The organism is Candidatus Solincola tengchongensis, from assembly GCF_015711935.1.
Classification (GTDB): domain Bacteria; phylum Actinomycetota; class Geothermincolia; order Geothermincolales; family RBG-13-55-18; genus Solincola_A; species Solincola_A tengchongensis.
Map to the genome: position 1 here is coordinate 12213 of NZ_JACVJJ010000082.1, position 19237 is coordinate 31449.

Here is a 19237-nt window from a genome sequence, read left to right on the forward strand (position 1 = left end):
TTCTCATCCACTTGGAGTTTAAGGTTGGCCCAAGCTCTGGTCATGGAAGAGGCGGGGTCTGCTTTGCGGGAAGGCATCCACTGGGAACTGATGCCAGGTGAAGGCGGGCTGGACCTGACCCTTGGCGGGCTGGAGGGGAAGTGTGCCCGCTGCGCCTTGACCGCGCGCTTCAACGGGCCGGGTCATCCCGAGGAGAAGCGCGATTTTCTCCTGAGGACGGAATGGGAAAGTGCCGGACCGGGGCTTCTTAGGGTTGACCACTCGCTGCGCACGCGGAAGACCATGCTCCTTGCCTCTTTTGGCGTCCGCTGGGACCTATCGGAACTTCTGGAAGAAGTTTCCTACCGCTTCGTTCCCCACCTGCATCCCGAGGCGGGGCAGGTGGTCGCGGACCAAGTCTTCCGCTCCCCGGCCCTGATACTGGGGGGCGAGGGTCTCTCCGTGGCGCTGGTTCCGGATCTCGGGGCCCTGGATACCCTGCAGAGGCAGGGGCTGCGGGCGGCCATGACCTTGGAGGGGAGGACCCTTTCCTACGCGGTAACCGCTCACCATGTGGAGGGCCACGTCTATTTCCGGGAGAGGGCCTTTCCGGGATTTCTGCTCCTTGCGGGGGAGGAGGTACGGCTGGCCTATTTCCTGCTCCTCTCTCGAGAAGGAGGAAGGGCGCTCCACCGAATGGCCAACACCCTCCTCTGGGAACGCTTCGGACGCCCACGGTTGGAAAGGCATGCGGAAAGGGAGCGCGGGCTGCAGGAGCTGGCGGCCCTGGCCACGCGCTGGTTCTTTCTGGACGACGAGAACTGGGAGTGGCTTAGCGACGAGGGCGGGTGCGGTGGCGTGTACACCTTCAACGTCCATTCCCGGCGTCCTCCCGTGCGCACCGGCCCTCTGACCGGCCGGCTTCTCATCCGCTTCCCCTCCATATACCCGGCCATACTGCGCTTCGGGGCCGCCCACGTGGTCAACCGCCGGGCGGGGTTGCGCCTCCTGCGCTGGCAGATACGCCGTTTCTCGGCCACCATGCCCCGCTGCATCCAGATGCAGAGCTGGTTCAACCTGGCCAGGACCTCCTACGCGGGACGCTGGATGGCGCTGGAGACCGGCGACCAGGAATGGCTCCGCAAAAGCGAGGCGGCGCTGGAACTCGTCCTGCGCGCTCCCGCGCCGGAGGGCATCCCCCACGCCATCCTCTTCCTCCTGGGAAAGAGGCAGGTATGGGTCAAGGGGAGCAGGGGTTTTCACTACTGGGACTGGTACCATCTGCCGGACGCCGCCACCACGGGTTTCCATCTTCTGGAATGGTACCGGGACTTCCTCCCCCGGCCGGAGGTCATGGACGCCTGCCGAAGCCTTGGGGAGGCCCTCATCCGCTGCCAGCTCCCTTCGGGAGCCTTCCCCGCCTGGCTGCGCTTCGAGGGCGGTGAACCTCGCCCACACCCGGACCTCATGGAGAGCGCCTCCACTGCGGCACCGGTGATGTTCCTGGCTTTCCTGGCCCGCTTGAGCGGCGAGGTGAGATACCTCGAGGCGGCGGAGCGGGGAGCGGGTTTCCTGGTTCGTGAGGTCATGCCCTGCGACCTCTGGCAGGACTACGAGACCTTCTTCTCCTGTTCCACCAAGCCCATAGGGTGGAGCGACCCGCGCACCGGGTGCCACCCCGAGAACACCATGTGCATGATCTGGGCCGCCCGGGCCTTCCTGGAACTGTTCCTGGCCACCGGGAACGCGGAACATCTGGAAAGAGGCCGGACGGTGCTGGACCGGCTGCTCTCCTACCAGCAGGTCTGGTCCCCGCCGGTGATGTCCATAGACCTCTTCGGGGGCTTCGGTGTCCAGAACACCGACGCGGAGTGGAACGACGCCCGCCAAGGCCTGGCCGCGCCGCTGCTCGCCGATTATTTCCTGGCCAACGGGGAGGAGGAGCTGCTGGTGAGGGCCATCGCCGCCCTGCGCGCCTGCTTTTCCACCATGTACCTGGGCGAGGAGCCCTATCCCCTCATGCGGCCCTCCGCACTTGGCGCCATCGAGGAGAATTACGCCCATTCCGGTTTCGACGGCACCACGGCGGGTTACATCCACAACGACTGGGGGCCCGGGACGGCCGTCTACGCTCTTTCCAGGATATTCCAGTCATGTGGCCAAGTCCTGGTTGACGACGAGGGGAGGAGCGCATATGCCGTGGACCGCTTCGACATCCGTCGCTGCGTCATCGGCGGGGGCCGCGTCGAGCTTCTGCTGTCGGGGATGGGAGGCTGGGAGCCACAGGAGGTCCTCTTGAGGTTCATCCGCGTGCAGGGGGATCGCGAGCTGGTGCTGAACGAGACTCTCCGCGGGCGCTTCTCGCAGAGCGACCTGGAAAAGGGAGTGCGCCTGCCCCTACAAGCGCCCGGTCCAGATCGGGGTTTCCGGGTGGGAGAGGGGCGGATAGAATGATACATGCAGCGTTTGCGGTGCCCGGGTGGTGGAACCGGTAGACACAAGGGACTTAAAATCCCTCGGGGAATCCCGTGCGGGTTCGACTCCCGCCCCGGGCACCATCTTATATCCTCTCCCGCCCCGCTCGGAGCGCCGGGCCGTGACGCGGTGCGCCCAAGGAGAAGCACATCAACAGAGTGACGGCAGCCGGCGCTCCGGCGAGATCGAGTCCCGGGGAGGATCGCGAATCACCTCCATGCCGGGAGGTCGCGATCCACACGGAAGCCGCGCTCAACCAGGGCCCGAGGACCTTCCGCGGTCACGTCAACCGTCCTGCCGGGAGGCGGGGCGCTTACCTTTCGGGAAAGGGAAAACCTTGGCGGTAGGCTCGCCCCATGCCGGGGTATCCGGTGAGAAGCGATGAGGCGTCCTTCGAGCTCATCGAGGACCTCACGGCGCCAGCCCGTTCCCCGCACCCGTTCATCTCGACCTCCAAGGTGCGGAGTTCGTTTAAACACCAGCCAGCCGGGGGTATCCTTATTCTTATGGGAGGGGGTGCGGGACCGGATGGGCAAGGGTGGAAAAGGCTTTAGGGCTTCTCTTCTCCAGTGGGGAGGAAGGATGAGGTTCAGGCGCTGTCCCATATGCGGCGTGCCCAGCATCATCGGGCGCCTCAACGCCTGGATGCCCAATGGGGCGGTGGTCAACCTGGGCAACCGTAAATACCGCCAGATCTTCTACGAGGCGGATCTCCTGCCCGAGATAAGGCGGCGCATCTCCGATGGTCTCGGCTTCCCGGTGAACCGCATTTTCTACGAGGCGGAACGCAATTCCGTCCGCGAGGTGGTCGATGGCCTCCTGGACAACCCGGCGCGAAGAGCCTTTCTTCACGTGCTCCCCCTGAAGCGGGGGGCGGTGTGCTTCTTCCACCGGCTGGCCTCCCTCACCGGGACCGCCCACTCCCGGACCCTCCGCTACAAGCCCGGGCGGTTCGGAGAGGCCTTCATCCGTAATCCCTGGGACCTGGACCTCATGGCCGCCGTGGTGGTGGGGGCCTTCGAGGCCCTGGAGGGGCGTCCCTACCGCGCCTTCTGGAAGGAAAAGGAAGACGGCTATATCCTGCGGGTGGAGGCCACGGAGTCCAAGCCGGAGATCTCCGAACGCCTACAAGTGGACTACCCTCCCCTGAAGGAAGGGGATTTCCGGCACCACCTCTGCCCCCGCTGCGGGGTTCCCCTCCAGCTCAGGAACCTTGAGTGGATTGAGGAGGAAGGTCTCATCATAGACCGCAGGAGGAACATCCGCATGATCAACTGGGAGGCCCATTCCGTGCGCCTGGTCATCCGGGAGCTGGGGGAGGAGGTGGCGCCCATAATCGTGGACGCCGAGAGGGAGAGGACCCTTCGCATGCTGAAGGACCTGGGTCTGGTGGGGCTGGCCGAGGAGGACAGGGGCCGGCTCCTACAGGAGATGCTCTCCCAGCTGCCGGTGTACGGTTACGGGCTGGCCAGCGAGGTGGAATATACCTCGAGAGGGATCCTGCGGGTCTGGGTGGACAACCCCTACGAGGAGCTGCTGATGGCCGGCAGGCTTGGGGCATTTTACCAGGCCGTCGAGGGACGGAGAGCGCGCATCGACTGGATGGAGGCCGGACCTTCCACCGTTTCCTACATCCTGTCGCCGGAGGAGGGGACCGAGGTCTCCGCCTGAGTTCGGCTCTTAGGGACAGGGGGTGAAGGATGGAACCCGTATGCATCGAGAACCCGGAGCATCGTTTCATGCACGAGCTGGTAGGCCCGGGAGACCGCTTCCTGGCCGGTCTGGTGAGGGACTTCATCGAGCGGGAGATAAGGCCCATCCGGAGGGAGATGGAGGAGAGCACGCGGGGCGATTTCTCGCTGGTGGAGGAGGTTCAGCGCAAGTTGGTGGGGCTGGGATTCCAGGGGGCCTTCCTCCCCCCGGAATACGGGGGATGGAACCTCACCTCCGCCCTCACTTACTGCGTGATCCTGGAGGAGTTCGGCAGAGGGGAACCGGCCTGCGTGGCCGCCCTGGGAGGGGGCGCCTGGGCCTTCCGTCCGGCGGTCATCGCCGGTAACCGGACCCTCCTGGAGGACTTCGGGCCCCGCTTCACCAGCGGGGAGCTCTACGTGGCCTGTTTCGCCATGACCGAGCCCTCCGGGGGGTGCAACATCGAGAACGTGGACATGCGGGGGAAGGGGATACACACCCGGGCGGTCTTGGACGGCGACGAATGGGTCATCAACGGCTCCAAGGTATGGCCCACGAACTCGGGCATAGCCGACGTCTACTGCGTGGTGTGCAACACGGATCCCTCGTTGGGGGACGAAGGCATCGCCCTCATCTACGTCCCCGTGCCCATCGAGGGCTTCTCCTTCGGGCGCTTCGAGGACAAGGCGGGGTTCCGTGCCAGCAGGGAGGGCGATTTCTACTTCGACAACGTGCGGGTTCCCAGGGCCTACCGGGCGGCGGGCCCCGGCGAGGACGCCGTGCTCCTCCACGACAACCTCATCTTCGCCCGGCTCTTCAGCGCCGCCTGGGCGGTGGGCATCGCCCAGGGCGCCTTCGAGGAGGTGCTGGCCTTCACCCGGGACCACAAGGTGGCCGGGAGGCCCATACGCCAGCACACGGAGGCCGCCAACATCCTGGCGGACATGGCCATCGGCATCCAGGTGGGAAGGGACGCCTACGTGAACGCCGCCTACATGTTCGACCACCCGGAGATCTACGGCCCGCGCACCTCCCGGTACATGCTCTCCCGTTCCACGGTGGCCAAGGTGTTCTGCTGTGACATGGCCGTGGAGGTGACCAACCGGGCCATGGAGCTCATGGGCCTCTACGGCGGTGACCCCTCGTACCACGTCGAGAAGTACTGGCGCGACAACAAGATCATCCAGCTCTGGGAGGGCGGGGTTCAGCTGGGCAAGCTGGACGTGGCCCGGGGGTACTACCCCTACGACCAGTTCTACGGGAACGAGGCCTACGACCTGCTCAGGGGAAAGGGAACGGGGGCCTGAGGAAATCTGGAAAATAATGGCATATGAAATCCTCGGTCCGGCGTTGGCCGGGGGCACGGCGTATGGGGCTGGGCCGGCGATAGCGAGCGCTTGTCTGTAGGGGTCGCGGGGACGGGAAGAGGGGCATGGCGATACCTTTGCGGGGATTGCAGGGAGGTGAGAGAGGTTGAACGAGGTCTGTGCCGAGGATCGCGAGAAGCGTCTTCCGCCGGGCGTCCTCAAGTCCGCCGACCGCATGCTCGCGGGGTCCGTGCGGGATTTCGTGGACCGCGAGGTGATACCCGTGCGGCGAGAGCTGGACCAGGAGGCGCGTTCGGGTGACTATTCCAAGTTCGGGGCACTGCTGGCCAGACTAGGGGAGCTGGGCCTTCCGGGGGCCATCATTCCCGAGGAACACGGAGGAGAGGGGCTCGCCTCCTTTCTCCCCTGGTGCCTGGTCATGGAGGAACTGGGACGCGGGGACGCCTCCCTGGCGGTGTGCACGGCGGCCACCGCCCTGGCCCTGAGGCCGGCGGTCCTGGCCGGAAACGGGGAAGTGCTCGCCAGCCTGGCCCCCCGTTTCCTGGAGGCGGAGCGCGGTTATTCCGCTTGCCCGGCCTTCTTCGAGGCTCCCGCCCTGGGGGATGAGCTCAACCCGGACCTGCGGGGACACGGCTGGAGGACGCGTGTGGAGGAGAGGGGAGACGGCCTCTTCCTCACCGGGAACAAGGCCTGGTGCGTCAACGCCGGACGTGCAGGGGTATACTGCGTGGCCGCCTTCTCCGGGGAGGTAGGGGAAGGCGGGGAGCCGGTACTGGTGTATTGTGACTCCCCGGCCGATGGGCTGGAGGTCACGAAGAGGGAGACCACCGGATTGCTCTCCGTCCCCTTCGGCGACCTACTCCTGAACGGCGTGCGGGTGCCCCTTTCCCGGCGGGCGGCGGGCGCGGGGGAGGACGCGGTTCTCCTGCGCGAGGGGCTGGCCTTCCAGCGCCTTCTGACCGCCGCCGTGGCCGTGGGCATCGCCCAGGGCGCCTTCGAGGAGGTGCTGGCCTTCACCTCCGAAAGGATTGCCGCGGGGAAGCCCATCCGGCAACACACTGTGTGCGCGGTGATGCTGGCGGACATGGCCGTGGGCATCCAGTCGGGAAGGGACGTTTACGCCAACGCCGCCCTGCTCCTCGATTCCCTGGAGGTTCTTGCCGACCGCGCCTCGGATTCCTCCCTCTCCCGGGCTTCTATAGCCCGTGCGCATTGCTGCCGCGCGGCGGTGGAGGTGACCAACCGGGCCATGGAGCTCATGGGCTCCTACGGTTACGTCACCGATTATCACCTGGAGAAGTACTGGAGAGACGCCAAGATGCTTCAGCTGGCCGAGGTCCCGGCAGAGCTTCTAAGACTGGACGTGGTTCGCGGCTATTACCGATTCGATTCACTGCACCCCAACCCCCTATACGAGGAGATGGCCAGGAGGAGGGATAGGGAGCGGAGCGGGGTTTGAGGTCGCCGCCTAAGGAGAAAGCGTGTCCTTGGAGGCCCGGAGCCTGAGGGTGTGCGTGGGGAAGGTGCCCCAGGGTTTAGGGCCAGCACTCCGGTAAATCCGTACTTCTGGCTCGTGCCCGGAGAGGAGAGGCGAGTCTGTTTCCCGGACATTGTTTCCCAAGATGGCGAGGTGGTGATGCCCCCGACAATCCTTCCCCTGTTGCCCGCCGCCGGCGGTGGGGTGGGAGCACTTCGCCCCACCGGTTTCGCCGTCACCATCCTGGTGGCGGGTGCGGGAGCGCTGCCGGCGGTCGCGCGCTGCTCGTGCCCCTGAGCCCGCGGCGACCTCGAAATACCTACTGAGGACCGCAGATAGGAGAGGAAGGGGCGGCCCCTTCCTCTCCGCGTTTGGGCGCCTTTTGGCCCCCGCGCCGTTTGGTATCGCCATGCCTCGACGGGGCAATCAACCCGCGCGTTCCCCCCTTGTCCCCAGGCGCTTCCTCAGGGTGTGCGATATCGAGAAGATGGTCGAAAGCTCGCGGATTTCGGAGATGTGCAGCCCGTCTCGGCTACCTTGCAGGAGGACACCGGGTTTGGCTCAAGGGCATTTCCATTCCCGATCGGCCTCTCCAAAATGGGATAGAATCATCCTTGAGATTCTGCCGCCGACCGGGAGTGTTTGCCGTCTTGAGGGGAGCCGCGTTGGGGGTCGCTCTGAGAGTGGTTTTCTGGGCGGCGGTGGCCGCACTGGCGGTCTCCGCAGGTCTTACGGTGGCGGGAGGCGCCTTCAACCTGGATACCCTGTTGGCGGCGGGGATCGTAGGTTGGTTTGCGGGATGCTTACTCCTCTTCGGCTGGACGCTACTCCTGGCCTTCCGGTGGCTGAGGTCGCGGAGGCCGGGGAAAAGCGGGGGCGGAGGTGGAAAAAACCCGGTGCGGGGTAGGGGAGGGGTGGGCCTCCGGGCGGGGAAGCCCGCAGGGCATGCCTACGGCTAAAGGGCCTCCGCAGGGTCATCTTGGGTTTGCCGCGAGGAGAGGTGAGGCGGAGTGGGAGAGGGGCAGGAGAGACCTTTCCCCGCTGTGGAGCTGGGGGCAGACGCCGAGCACTGCCTGGAGACCGCGGCGAGGCGGGAGTACCAGAGGCTCATGGGGGCATTCCTCCGAGGCGAGCTGGAGGAAGTGGAGGCTGAAGCGGGCATCGAGCTCCTGCGCGAGTTCCTGGAGAGAGCCGATTTCGCGGCCTTGCGGAGGGCTTGCGAGGGACGTTTGAGGAAGGGCATGGACACCGTGTTGCTTCTCTATCGGGAGGGGGAAGAGTTGAGGTACGGTTTCGTGGATGAAGCGGGCGAAGCCGGTGCGCGGAGGGAGGAGTAAGGATGAAGAGGGGAGAGGTTATCGTCTACGGGGCGGGCATGTCCGGTATGGTGGCCGCCTGGAACCTGGCCCGGGAGGGCTTCCGGGTCGTGGTGCGCGAGAAGGAGGATTCCTTCGGTGGTTCGCGGACCTTCAACCCCTCCACCCACGTGACCCCTCTGGACCTCCAGGCCACCTCGGAATATGTGGGCATGGACATAACCCCCGCCTTTCACCGGGTGGAATCCATATCCCTTTACCTACACCGGCTGCGCGTCCCCCTCCCGGCCGCCGGAGCCTATGCCGTGGAGCGCAGCTCTCGCCCCTCCGGCCTGGATGCGCTGCTCTACGGGAGATGCCTGGAGGCGGGGGTGGAGTTCGAGTTCGGGCGGCCTCTGCGGCGGGAGGAATTGGAGTCCCTCCCCAAGGGAACCATCATCGCCTGCGGGCTCAACCCGGAGGCTTACCAATATCTGGGAATACCCTCCCTGGTCTGGGAGGGCTGGATGTCCCGCGGGGAGAGCGAGCGCGAGGGCTACGCCTGGATCTGGCTGGACGAGAGCATCACCGAATACGGCTACGCGTCCTTCTGCAACGGACTCTATTACGACCTCCTCTTCTCCTACGGGAGGAGCGTGGACGGGGAGGCCCTGCGCCGATACCGGGAATTCATGCTCGCGGAGGAGGATACGGACCACGAGGACTGGGAATACGTGAAGGGGGTGGTGCCCCTGGCCGTCCCGGACAACCCTCGCCTCTTCCACAACGGTTTCATACTCTGCGGCACGATCTCCGGGGCCATGGACCCCCTAATGGGGTTCGGGATTTCCGGCGCCCTGGTGAGCGGAAAGGTGGCCGCCATGGCGGTCACGGAGCCTGAAAGAGCGGAGGAGGAGTTCTCCCGTTTCACCCGCAACTTCGCCGCCGTGCATCGCTTCAAGCACCACGTGTGGTACAAGCTGCGTTCCCGAGTGGATCTCCTCGAGGGCCTGGCCGAGACCCTGGGGCCGGAATTGTCCTTGCGCCTCCTGGCGGAGGGCATACGGCGCGGCCGGAAGAGCTCGGCCATTCCCGGCTTCAGCCCGGTGAGCTGCCACTGAGATCGCGGGCGGGCAAGCGCTGCGGGCGTGGATTACCGGGAAAGCGGCCCCTCCTTTCCGGGTCGCAAGGCCGGAGGGCTTCGGAGGATGGTGGGATGGGCCGTCTCCCCCTTCGCGCTTCAGGGATGGCCTTGTGGCCTTGTCGTGCTTCATTGCGTGCCGGGGGATAATATGGATGAAGACCGCAAAACCATTCTCACCAAACCGGGTATTGAGGCCTTAGCGCTGCCCTGGGTACCGGGCGGCGATCCGTGTCCAGGGGTAAAGTTCTCCCGGAGGCCGGGTTGCCCTAGGGAGCTCTGTGGCGGAGACAGCTTCACAGAGGAGCGTGCTGGCAGTAGGTGGAAATCTATATCGGTCGCGAACCGTGGTGCGAGGTGCTGGACGGAGGTGGGGCGTGATGCTTTCGCAGGTGCTGACGGAGAAGAGAAGGCTGACGACCGTGGGTGCCACTCCCGCGCCGCCGCGTGTCGCGGAAATCAGGGAGGTAGGGCTCCGGTACAGGCCCGAATCCGGCTATCCATCCAGACCCTCCCTGAGGGAGATGGCGCAGCTCATCTTCCGGATATATGGGCGTTTTCCGGGTTCGGCCGGACACACCCGCCGAGAGTCGTTCCCCACCGCGGGATACGACGGTTCCAGCTACCCCCAGATCTTGACCTTGGAGAGGGCTCCCGATGCGCTCTCGGGGACCTGCTGCGGCGGTAACCGCGGAGTCCTCCACTATCGGGGTCACGATTCCTTCCTCGCCCTTGGCCTGGCCGACCATTTATTCATAGAACAGGTCAAGTGGAGATACGCCCGCGCCAGGACGCCGTTCCTGGTCTTCGACATCTCCAGGCTGATGGACAACTACCTGCGTTTCCAGCGCGTCCTGAGGGGGGCGGAGGTCTTCTACCCGGTGAAGTGCAACGACCACCCCTTCATCCTCGGCCTGCTGCGGGACTGGGGCTCCGGTTTCGAGGCCGCCTCCTGGGCGGAGATAGAAGGACTCCTGAAGGCGGGCGTGGAGCCGAAGAGGATAATCTTCGGAGCCCCCATCAAGGCCGAGGAACATATAGGCAAAGCCTGGAGGGCGGGGGTGGAGGTATATGCCTTCGATTCCCGGGAGGAGATCGACAAACTGGCCCGGTGGGCGCCGGGCTGCCGGGTTTACCTCAGGCTCTCCGTCCCCGACATCGGGGCCAGCGTGTTCCCGCTCTCCGGGAAGTTCGGCGCCTCGCTTTACGATGCCCATCGCCTTATCTGGGCCGCCCGCGAGAACGGTTTGAGGCCGGCGGGACTCTCCTTCCACGTGGGCTCCCAGTGCCTGGACCCGCACGCTTGGTGGCTGGCCGTGGCCGCCGCGGCGCGGGTCTGGGAGCGGGCCGCCAGGGAGGGGATAGAGCTCGAGTTCCTCAACCTGGGAGGGGGGATTCCCGTCTCCTACCGGCGCCCGGTGCCGGAGAAGGGGCTCTTCCTCAGCCACATCAACCTGGCCCTGAAGGGGCATTTCTGGCGGGTGCCGCGCATCCTGGTGGAACCGGGGCGGGCTCTGGTGGGGGATGCCGCGGTCATGGTGGCCACGGTCATCGGTAGGGCCCGCCGCAAGGGGATGGACTGGGTATATATCGACGCCGGCGCCTATCAGGGGTTGATCGAGGCGGTGCAGGAGAAGGAACGCTTCTCCTACCAGGTGTATGCGGAGGGTGGAGGTCCCTTGAGGCTCTATAACGTGGGCGGCCCCACCTGCGATTCGGAGGACGTGGTGGCGCGGGAGGTCCTCCTCCCCGAGCTGAGGTGCGGCGACCGGTTGTATATCCTCAACGCCGGGGCCTACAGCAACGTCTGCGCCACGGATTTCAACGGCTTCGCCCCTCCGGATGTCCATTTCATGTGCGGCGACGCGGAGGCACACGTTGAGCACGGTATGGGGCGAGGCCACCGACAAAAGCGGCACGCGGCAGCGGAAGGCTTGAAGGAGGGAAGCGGGACATGGACACCGGGGAGAGGGAAGGCAGGGGAATAACCACGCGGCTCTACACGGACGACGTACCCGAACGGTGGGAGGACCTCCTGTGGACGAAATACCGTGAGAGCTTCGGTTCCCTGGATACCTACCAGGACCAGGTCTGTTACCACCGGGACTCCTTCCTTGAGGCTCTGCGCGACCCCGGATACCTGAAGTTCGTGGCTCTGGAGGACGAGACCCCCAGGGGACTGGCCCTGGCCACCAACAGCCTGGAGAAGGCGTCCGTGGCCTACATCAACCCGGATTACATCCGGAAACGTTTCCCCCGCGAGGTGGAGGAAGGGCGGTTCTATTACGTGACCACCATATTCGTGGACCCCGCGGTGCAGGGGATGGGCCTGGTCAAGTCCCTGCTCCGGGCCATGCTCTCCTACATGCGGGAGGGGAACCGCGTCGCCGGCTTCGATTTCTGCCAGTCCAAGGAGTTTCTAGCCGGGTTGATAGAGGGTTTGAGCCGCGACCCGGAGGTGGGCATCCCCGTCCGCGCGCGGAGGATGGACGCGCAGGTGTACTACATACTGGAGCTGGAGTAGGCGCGGGGCTCAGGTGGCCTCTCTCCAAACGGGGAGCCGGAAGGAGAACTCCGTTCCCCGCCCCGGCTCCGTGTCCACCTCGATCTCCGTCTCCAGGAGGTCGGCGATGAGGCGCACGATATAGAGCCCAAGCCCGGCCCCGGAATGGTGCTTGTCCACATCCTCCAGGCGGTCGAAGGGGTTGAAGATGTTGCGCACCTCGGAAGGGTCCATGCCCTTCCCGAAATCGCGCACCGAGATGCGCACGCGGTCGTCCTCCAGGTCCGCCCGCAGTATCACCGGGCTGTCCGGGGGGCTGAAGCGGATGGCGTTGCTCAGGATGTTCCGCAGAAGGAGGGTCAGGTAGGAGCGGTCCGTGGAGACCATCACCCGCTCCTGCGGCGTCTGGCTCCTGACGCGCAGACCCTGCTCCGGCTCCAGTTCGTTCTTGAGGTCCTCGAAGACGGCCTGCACTGGGATCACCTGTTTGGACACCGGGGCTTCCTTGTTCTGGAAACGGGAGATGGTGATGAACTGGTCCAGGAGGGAGGTGAGCCGCTGGCAGGATTGGATGATGTTCTCCAGGCATTCCCGGCGCTTTTCCTCGCTGAGCTGGGGGAAACGGTCCTTCAGGACCATGGAGTAACCCTGAAGAACGGTTATCGGGGTGCGGAACTCGTGGGAGGTGACGTTGATGATGTCCGTCTTCAAGCTGTCCAGCTCCTCGATCTTATGCTGGGCCTTGCGGGCCTCCTCGAGCTGGGTGAGGAGGTAGTTGGAGAGGAGGTAGTTCTCTATGTAGATCCCCGCGCGCTCGCAGAAACGGCCCAGGAACTCCAGGTCCACGGGATCCACCGCACCCCGCACCTTATGTCCCACCAGGAGCACCCCTACCTCCCCTAGGCTCCCCCGTATGGGGAGGAGGGCCACGAGGCCGGCCTTCTTCATGCTCTCCGCGATGGAAGCAGGGCTTCGCCGGGCGGTGATGTCCTCCAGGACCACGGGCGAGGTGATGAGGCGGTGGAGGGGCGAGCCGGAGTAGGATATCTCGTGGAAGGTCGCCAGCCCTCCTTCTCCCCGCCGCGTCCCCGCCAGCCAGTCGGCCTTGCCGGTGAATATCTCCCGCGGGATGACCACCGTGAGCTCCGTCAGGCCCAGCTTCTCGCAGACGAGATGCGTGGCTTCGCGGATGCCCGTCCGCATGTCGGGGGTGGAGAGCGTCTCCGAGGCGCGGTGCAGGAGCTCCACCTCGTCGTAGAGGCCGGTGAAGAGGAAGCGGGAGGCCAGGCGGTAACCCACCTCGCGTGCCGCAGGCGCCAGCCCAAGGGCCGCGGCCAGGGTGATGAAGGACACGGCGCCGTCCAGGGCCTGGTTCTCCGGCCACCTGCCGTGGAGGAGCGAGAACAACACCAGCAACGGTATCCCGAGAAGGGTCAGGGAGAAGAGGTAAGCGAACAGGCGGCGGACGGCGATGCGCACGTCGAGAAGGCGGTAGCGCATGATGGCGTAGGTGGTGAAGGCGGCTGGTATGAGTACCGCCAGAAAGGTGTAGTCGGAGGTCACGTCCCTGGTCATGATACCGGGAAGGAGGATGGTGAAGACGAAGGCCAGGAGGAAGAAGAGGCCGAAGCCGATGAGGATATAGAGCGCGCGCCAGCGGTCCATGCCGCGGGAATGGCGCCACTGGAGGAGGATGCATAAGAGGCCTCCTCCGCCCAGCGAGGCGAAGTACACTGCGAAAAGGGGGTAGAGACTCCCGTACTGCACCAGATAGGCGCCCCCCGCCGCCTCGGCGCGGCGGATTATGAGGTCGGTGAGAGAGGCTAGGAAGAGGAGGAGCGCGGAGGAGAGGATCAAGAGGTCCAGCACCCCGCCCCGTCTCAACCCCCTGTAGAAGTCCAGCCCGAAGAGGAAGAAGAAGGCCACCCCGAAGGTGGCGGCCGAGTAGGCGAAACGGTACTGGGTGGTGATGAAGAAAGCGGATGGGTGAGCGAAGAGACGGTCGATGAAGCCGGACAGGAGCCACACGGACACCGTGGTGAGGAAGAGGGAGAAGTAGAGGTGCGCCCGCGTTCGCTTCCTGGCGGTGGCCACTGCAAGGGCCAGCGCAAGGAGGAGTGCGGCCTCCAGCGCGGTCACCAAGAACTTTGCCACGGTCTCCCCCCGTGGTCTAGGACCCTCTTCCGGAGGGACCCGATCCGGTGTCCGAAGATGGCCCGTCCTTTAATGAGGCTAACAATCCGCCTCGGCCTTCCGACCACGCTTCACCCGGTCCGGATCCAGCGGACATCAATCTTTATTTTAATCGGAAAAGGGTGTGATGTATTTGATACCCGGGGCAAACCTCTTCCTTTATCATACCGGGGGATCGAGGCCCACACCGGGGAGGGCCTTCGCCCGGCCCGCATGCGGACAAGGCAGGGAGTCGGGCTCGCTCGACGCCGCCACTTCCTTCCATATGGGGCGCGGGATGGTAAGATACCCTTGCGGACCGGCCCCGCGCCGGAGGAAGGGCCTGACCTCGGAAGGGTCTTTATCGAAGACGTCTGTGGCGGGGGAGGTAGGACCTTGGGCAGGCGGTCGTGGAGATTGGCGGCGGTGTTGCTGCTGGCCGCGATGGCGGCGGTTTCCGGTTGCGGAAGAAAGGAGGAAGGGGCCGCGGGCCCGCAGGTGAGCGTGGAGAGGAGAGGGGAGGGCGGCGAGGGCGGCGCGGTGAAGCTGCACGACGAAGGTGGGGAGTCCCAGGTGGAGGTCTGGGAGTTCGACCCCCAGTTGGAGCCGCTGGACATCCCCCTCTATCCAGGTGCGGCACTGGTGCCCGGGAGCGCCCTGGTCTCGCGCACCGCTCGGGGCGACAAGGTGCTCCTCAGTCACCAGGCGGAATATCTGACCCCCGACCATGTCCAGGCCGTGACCCTGTGGTACAGGGAAAAGATGGGCATCCCCCTGGAGGGCGGCGACCAAGAGGCCACCTGGGTCAAGGCGGAGGAGGACAAGGTCGTGAAGACGGTGATGGTGGAGGAGGGCGAAGGGGGCACGCGGATCCGGGTCATGGAGTTGAGGGGAGACCTTGACCTGCGCCTCGGGGGATGAGCTCTTCCCGGGAGGGCCCCGGCCTGAGAGCGGAGCCGGCGCCGCGGTCAAGGCCTGTGCTTTCGGTTTTCCCGCTCCCCTCGGGTCAAGGGCCGAGAAAGGCTGTGGGGGCGGCGGGACCGGCTCGGGATAGGGCTTCCAATCTCCTTTTTCTTGCTGCCGGGAAGACATGGCCGAAAGCGGCGAATCCGATACCCGAGAAGGCGGGGAACCGGCCGGATTTCCTTGCCCGACGTTGATCCCGATTGGATGGCGTGAATCATAGGGACAGGAAAAGGGACGCAGGAGGGAGGAAGAGGGAGGGAGCCATGGAATTCGAGACGCTGCGCTTCGAGCTCGAGGGGGAGCTGGGGATCCTGACCTTCAACCGCCCCGAGATGGCCAACGCGGTGAACTCCACGATGCTCGAGGAGCTGAACCGCTTCTGGGAAGAGATGCAGCACCGCGAGGACTGCCGGGTACTGGTCCTGACCGGGGAGGGGGAGAAGGGGTTCTGCTCCGGGCTGGACCTCAAGGAGGCCGCTGACCTCGGAGGCGGGTTCCTCGGCGACGGGGTCAGCGGGCAGAACCTGTGGAAGGGGCAGAGGCGTTTCTCCGGCCTCATCGAGCTCATGCGCTCTTGCCCCCAGCCGGTGATTGCCGCGGTGAACGGGGCAGCCATGGGGGCGGGTTTCAGCTTCGCCATGGCCGCAGACGTGCGGCTGGCGGCTCCGGAAGCCAAGTTCTGCGCTTCCTACATCAACATCGGACTGGGGGGCGCGGATATGGGAGCCAGCTACCTGCTCTGGCGTATCGTGGGATGGGGACGGGCGGCCGATCTCCTCCTCACCGGTAGGGTCGTGGGCGCCGAGGAGGCTCATCGCATGGGCCTGGTCAACGAGTTGTGCCCCCGGGAGGATCTCCTGCCCAAGGCCAGGGAGATCGGACGCATGATGCTCGAGAAATCGCCGCTCGGACTGCGCCTGACCAAGGACGCCCTCAACGCCGCCCTCAACGCAATCTCGCTGGCCGATGCCCTGCGACTCGAGGACCGCAACCAGGTGCTGTTGATGGAGAATATGCTCATCGCCGGGGGCATGATACCCTCTAGCCCTCCCTCCGCCCAGAGGGACGGAGGAGGGGAAGAATAGCCGGCCGGGACCCAGTGGGACGGGGGAGGTGAGCAAGACTACCGGTTGCACGGAGAGAGGGTGAGGGATAATACCGACCCTCCTTCCCTTCACCGGGAGTCCCGGGTCGGAGGCACCAACCGGTATGAGGGGGAGGTGTGCATGCTTTTGGTGCTTGGTTGGCTGTATTTTTCGATGTCCCTGGGCGGCGGAAGAGCGGCATGCCGTGCCGTTGCGGTAGTGGCCTCGGGGTGGAAGGAGGCGGGCGGACTGCTTTTTCATCCCTGCGGAGCAGGAGGGGGCACGTGAATCGGTTCGTGCGGAGAACGGGTGGCTCGAGGTTTATTTTCATGAGAAGGAAAGGGGTCGGGATGGCTTGAGTTGCATACTCCGGTATGTTTAAATCGAGATGCGGGCGAGGCTTGGAGTTGTGCCCGGGGACACGAAAGGCGCCCGACGACGTCGGGGAGAGAAGAGCGAAGGAGGCAGGGAGGCAGGAATGGACGATGTATATATCGTAGGCGTGGGCATGATCCGCTTCGGCAAGTATCCGGAGAAGGGCATCAAGCAGATGACCGCCGAGGTGATCGATGTCCTGCTCAAGGACTGCCCGGTGGAGAAGAAGGACATCCAGGCGGCCTGGTTCTCCAATTCCTTCTGGGGCATCGTCAACGGGCAGCACAGCATCAGGGGACAGGTGGCCCTCACTCCCCTGGGCATCCAGGGTATACCGGTGATGAACGTGGAGAACGCCTGCGCCGGGGCCACCAGCGCCCTGCACGGGGCCTACCTGGGAATCAAGGCCGGGCAGTACGACATCGCCCTGGCCATCGGGGTGGAGAAGATGTACAACCCCGAGAACAAGCAGGCCATGTTCGAGATGTTCATGTCCAACGCCGACGTGGAGTTCATCCGGGCGGTCATCGAGGCCTTCCAGGCCGACGAGCGGAGGAAGGCCGAGGAGGCCGCGGCCCGGGGCGAGGTGAAGGCGGAGGGCGGCGGGGGAGGACGTTCCCCCTTCATGGACATCTACGCCATGGCCGCCCGCATGCATATGGAAAAATATGGCACCACACAGCGCCAGCTGGCGGTCATCGCCGCCAAGAACCATTACCATGCCAGTCTCAACCCGCTGGCCCAGTACCAAGTGGACATGAGCGTGGAGGAGGTGCTGGCCGACCGGCTGGTGGCCTACCCGCTGACGCGGGCCATGTGCGCCCCCATGGGCGACGGTGCTTCGGCGGCCATCCTCTGCTCGGGGAGGGCGCTGAAGCGCATGACCGGGGCCCGGCCGGTGAAGATACTGGCCTCCGTGCTGACCTCCGGCACCCTCCCGGAGGGCGGGGAGATGGACCTCATCGGCAAGCGCCTCAGCGCGGAAGCCTACGAGAAGGCCGGCGTGGGCCCGGAGGACATCGACGTTGCCGAGGTGCACGACGCCACCGCCTTCGGAGAGCTCCTGCAGACCGAGGAACTGGGGTTCTGCGGGGAGGGCGAGGGGGGGCCCTTCGCCGAGTCCGGCGCCACCAGACTGGGGGGCAAGCTGCCCATCAACACCAGCGGAGGCCTGGAGTGCCGCGGTCATCCCATCGGCGCCTCGGGGATCGCCCAGATACACGAGCTGGTGACCCAACTGCGCTGGGAGGCCGGCAGGCGCCAGGTGGAAGGTGTGCGCATCGCCCTGTCCGAGAACGGGGGAGGTTTCATCGGCACCGGCGAGGCGGCCATGTGCATACACATCCTGGAGAGGGTGGACAGGTAACCGCTTCCCCCTGGCGGCCCGGGGCCCGGTCGCCCTTGAACCCTCGATCCAGGAAGCCAGGGCTTAATCGATTACCTCTCCTTTCGAGTGGCTGGGCCCTGGCCGGAGCCCTGGAGGGGCTATGACGGCAAGACCCGCTCCCCATCCGTCGGCTACCGCGGGCCTGTGCACGGTGGTGCGGCGGGAGGGGACGTATCAGGCCCGGATCCCGCGCAGGATAAGCTCCATGAGTTGCTCACAGGCCTCCCGGAGGTCGAAGGAACCGTTCGTGAGGCACCAGTGGTAGAGCTGGCCGCGGAAGGCGTTGATGAGCACCGTGGCCAGTTCCTGGGAGGGAAGGTCGGAGCGGATCTCCCCCCGCTCCTGCCCCTCCCGGATGAGCTGGTCGGTTATGCGGTAGAGGTTCCGTCCCGGGTTGACCAGGTACGGCTCCCGCATGTGGGGAGCGATCTGCGAGTGGTAGAGGACCTTCATGAGGGTCACCCCCAGGTCGGACATGAGCCGGATGGCCTCCCTGTTGAAGATGCGCAGTTTTTCCAGACTGCTCGCCTCGGAGGGGAGGTTCTCCGCCACCACCGCGTAGTGGCGGTCCATGTTCATGAACTCCTCCAGGATGATCTGGTCCTTGGAGCGGAAATGGGCGTAGAAGGCGCCCTTGGTCATCCCCAGCCGGCGGCAGATCTCGTCCACACTGACGTTCTCGTAGCCCTTGCGGGCGAAGAGGTCGATGGCCGTCTTGTAGATGCGCCGGCGGGTGCGCAACCCCCTCTCCCTACGGCTGAGCCCTTTTCCCTCCTTCACGGCTTGAGCTTACCTCCCTTTATCCGTCGCCGCCGTGCGCTCCCCGCTGGAGGCGGGCATCGGTCATGACGCCTTCCGGATCAGGCTTGCCGCCTCCGGTGGGCTCCTCGCCCTCGCCTTCTTCCTTCCCTTGCGAAAGCGGCGGGGTTAAGCACGGGCAGTCCGGTCTCCCCGGCGGAGGCCGCCGTCGCGGAGCGCCTCCCCTTCTAGGCGATGTACCTCGGTGCCTCGCCCATGCGGGAATGCCCACCGCTTCCCCGACGGGCTTTCTGTGCGTCCCACCAGGAGGGCGTTTATGCTATCCGTCCCCCGATTGAGCTGCGGGACGACCACCGGGATGCGCGGTAGCTCCACCCTGGTGGGCGCTCTTTTTTTTTCCGTTCTCCGCTTGACAGTCAAGGTCGATGATATTAAAAAAAATATTAACATACTCGAGTATGTAAACAAGAGGATTCGATAGCGTCAAGGAATTTGTGTCCATAGATCTAGCCTTCCTCTGACGACACCAAGTTGTTGAACCCCCGAAGCCGCCTCTGAGCGAGCTTCTCGTTCTCGAACTTGAGAATGAGATAGAGCACAGAG

15 protein-coding genes and 1 tRNA gene are annotated in these 19237 nt (G+C 65.2%); 14 read left to right on the forward strand and 2 right to left on the reverse strand.

All coding sequences use genetic code 11. The annotated features are described in order from the left end of the window. Positions 1–24 precede the first annotated feature (24 nt). The 11 genes from H7007_RS07160 to H7007_RS07210 all read left to right on the forward strand — a co-directional run bounded on the left by H7007_RS07160 (position 25) and on the right by H7007_RS07210 (position 11911). A complete protein-coding gene (locus H7007_RS07160) occupies positions 25–2433 on the forward strand; it encodes a YyaL domain-containing protein (protein WP_287154271.1) in 2409 nt (802 codons plus the stop codon). Between the two features lie 19 nt (positions 2434–2452). Further along, positions 2453–2537, forward strand: a tRNA-Leu gene (locus H7007_RS07165). 499 nt (positions 2538–3036) lie between these two features. Beyond that, positions 3037–4125, forward strand: coding sequence for a hypothetical protein (locus H7007_RS07170; RefSeq protein ID WP_287154272.1), 1089 nt, complete (start codon positions 3037–3039; stop codon positions 4123–4125). A gap of 29 nt (positions 4126–4154) precedes the next feature. After that, positions 4155–5453: an acyl-CoA dehydrogenase family protein gene (locus H7007_RS07175; protein WP_287154274.1), complete on the forward strand. Its 1299-nt coding sequence runs from the start codon at positions 4155–4157 to the stop codon at positions 5451–5453. A 166-nt stretch (positions 5454–5619) separates the two neighbouring features. Continuing rightward, on the forward strand, positions 5620–6933 hold the full coding sequence (locus H7007_RS07180) for an acyl-CoA dehydrogenase family protein (protein WP_287154275.1): 1314 nt from the start codon (positions 5620–5622) through the stop codon (positions 6931–6933). A gap of 177 nt (positions 6934–7110) precedes the next feature. Beyond that, positions 7111–7248, forward strand: a complete 138-nt coding sequence (locus H7007_RS07185; RefSeq protein WP_287154278.1) for a hypothetical protein — start codon at positions 7111–7113, stop codon at positions 7246–7248. Positions 7249–7616: 368 nt separating this feature from the next. Then, complete coding sequence (locus tag H7007_RS07190) at positions 7617–7910, forward strand: hypothetical protein (RefSeq protein WP_287154280.1); 294 nt, start codon at positions 7617–7619, stop codon at positions 7908–7910. 51 nt (positions 7911–7961) lie between these two features. After that, positions 7962–8288 (forward strand): hypothetical protein, encoded by a 327-nt coding sequence (locus tag H7007_RS07195; RefSeq protein WP_287154281.1) that lies wholly within the window; start codon positions 7962–7964, stop codon positions 8286–8288. 2 nt (positions 8289–8290) lie between these two features. Then, a complete protein-coding gene (locus H7007_RS07200; RefSeq protein WP_287154282.1) occupies positions 8291–9367 on the forward strand; it encodes an NAD(P)/FAD-dependent oxidoreductase in 1077 nt (358 codons plus the stop codon). 400 nt (positions 9368–9767) lie between these two features. After that, positions 9768–11375, forward strand: a complete 1608-nt coding sequence (locus H7007_RS07205; RefSeq protein WP_287154284.1) for a type III PLP-dependent enzyme — start codon at positions 9768–9770, stop codon at positions 11373–11375. Continuing rightward, positions 11342–11911: a GNAT family N-acetyltransferase gene (locus H7007_RS07210; RefSeq protein WP_287154285.1), complete on the forward strand. Its 570-nt coding sequence runs from the start codon at positions 11342–11344 to the stop codon at positions 11909–11911. Before H7007_RS07205 ends, H7007_RS07210 begins: the two co-directional genes overlap by 34 nt. 9 nt (positions 11912–11920) lie before the next feature. Here H7007_RS07210 and H7007_RS07215 read toward each other — a convergent pair whose 3' ends face one another. After that, entirely contained in the window at positions 11921–14044 is a 2124-nt protein-coding gene (locus tag H7007_RS07215) for a sensor histidine kinase (RefSeq protein ID WP_287154286.1), read from the reverse strand. Between the two features lie 414 nt (positions 14045–14458). On the opposite strand from H7007_RS07215, the gene H7007_RS07220 reads away from it, so the two are divergent. The 3 genes from H7007_RS07220 to H7007_RS07230 all read left to right on the forward strand — a co-directional run bounded on the left by H7007_RS07220 (position 14459) and on the right by H7007_RS07230 (position 17854). Next, positions 14459–14983: a hypothetical protein gene (locus H7007_RS07220; protein WP_287154288.1), complete on the forward strand. Its 525-nt coding sequence runs from the start codon at positions 14459–14461 to the stop codon at positions 14981–14983. A gap of 308 nt (positions 14984–15291) precedes the next feature. Further along, positions 15292–16113, forward strand: coding sequence for an enoyl-CoA hydratase/isomerase family protein (locus tag H7007_RS07225; RefSeq protein WP_287154290.1), 822 nt, complete (start codon positions 15292–15294; stop codon positions 16111–16113). A 478-nt stretch (positions 16114–16591) separates the two neighbouring features. Continuing rightward, complete coding sequence (locus H7007_RS07230; protein ID WP_287154292.1) at positions 16592–17854, forward strand: thiolase family protein; 1263 nt, start codon at positions 16592–16594, stop codon at positions 17852–17854. Between the two features lie 195 nt (positions 17855–18049). Here the strand turns inward: H7007_RS07230 and H7007_RS07235 are convergent, their stop codons facing one another. Then, on the reverse strand, positions 18050–18655 hold the full coding sequence (locus tag H7007_RS07235; protein ID WP_287154294.1) for a TetR family transcriptional regulator: 606 nt from the start codon (positions 18653–18655) through the stop codon (positions 18050–18052). Between the last annotated feature and the right edge of the window lie 582 nt (positions 18656–19237).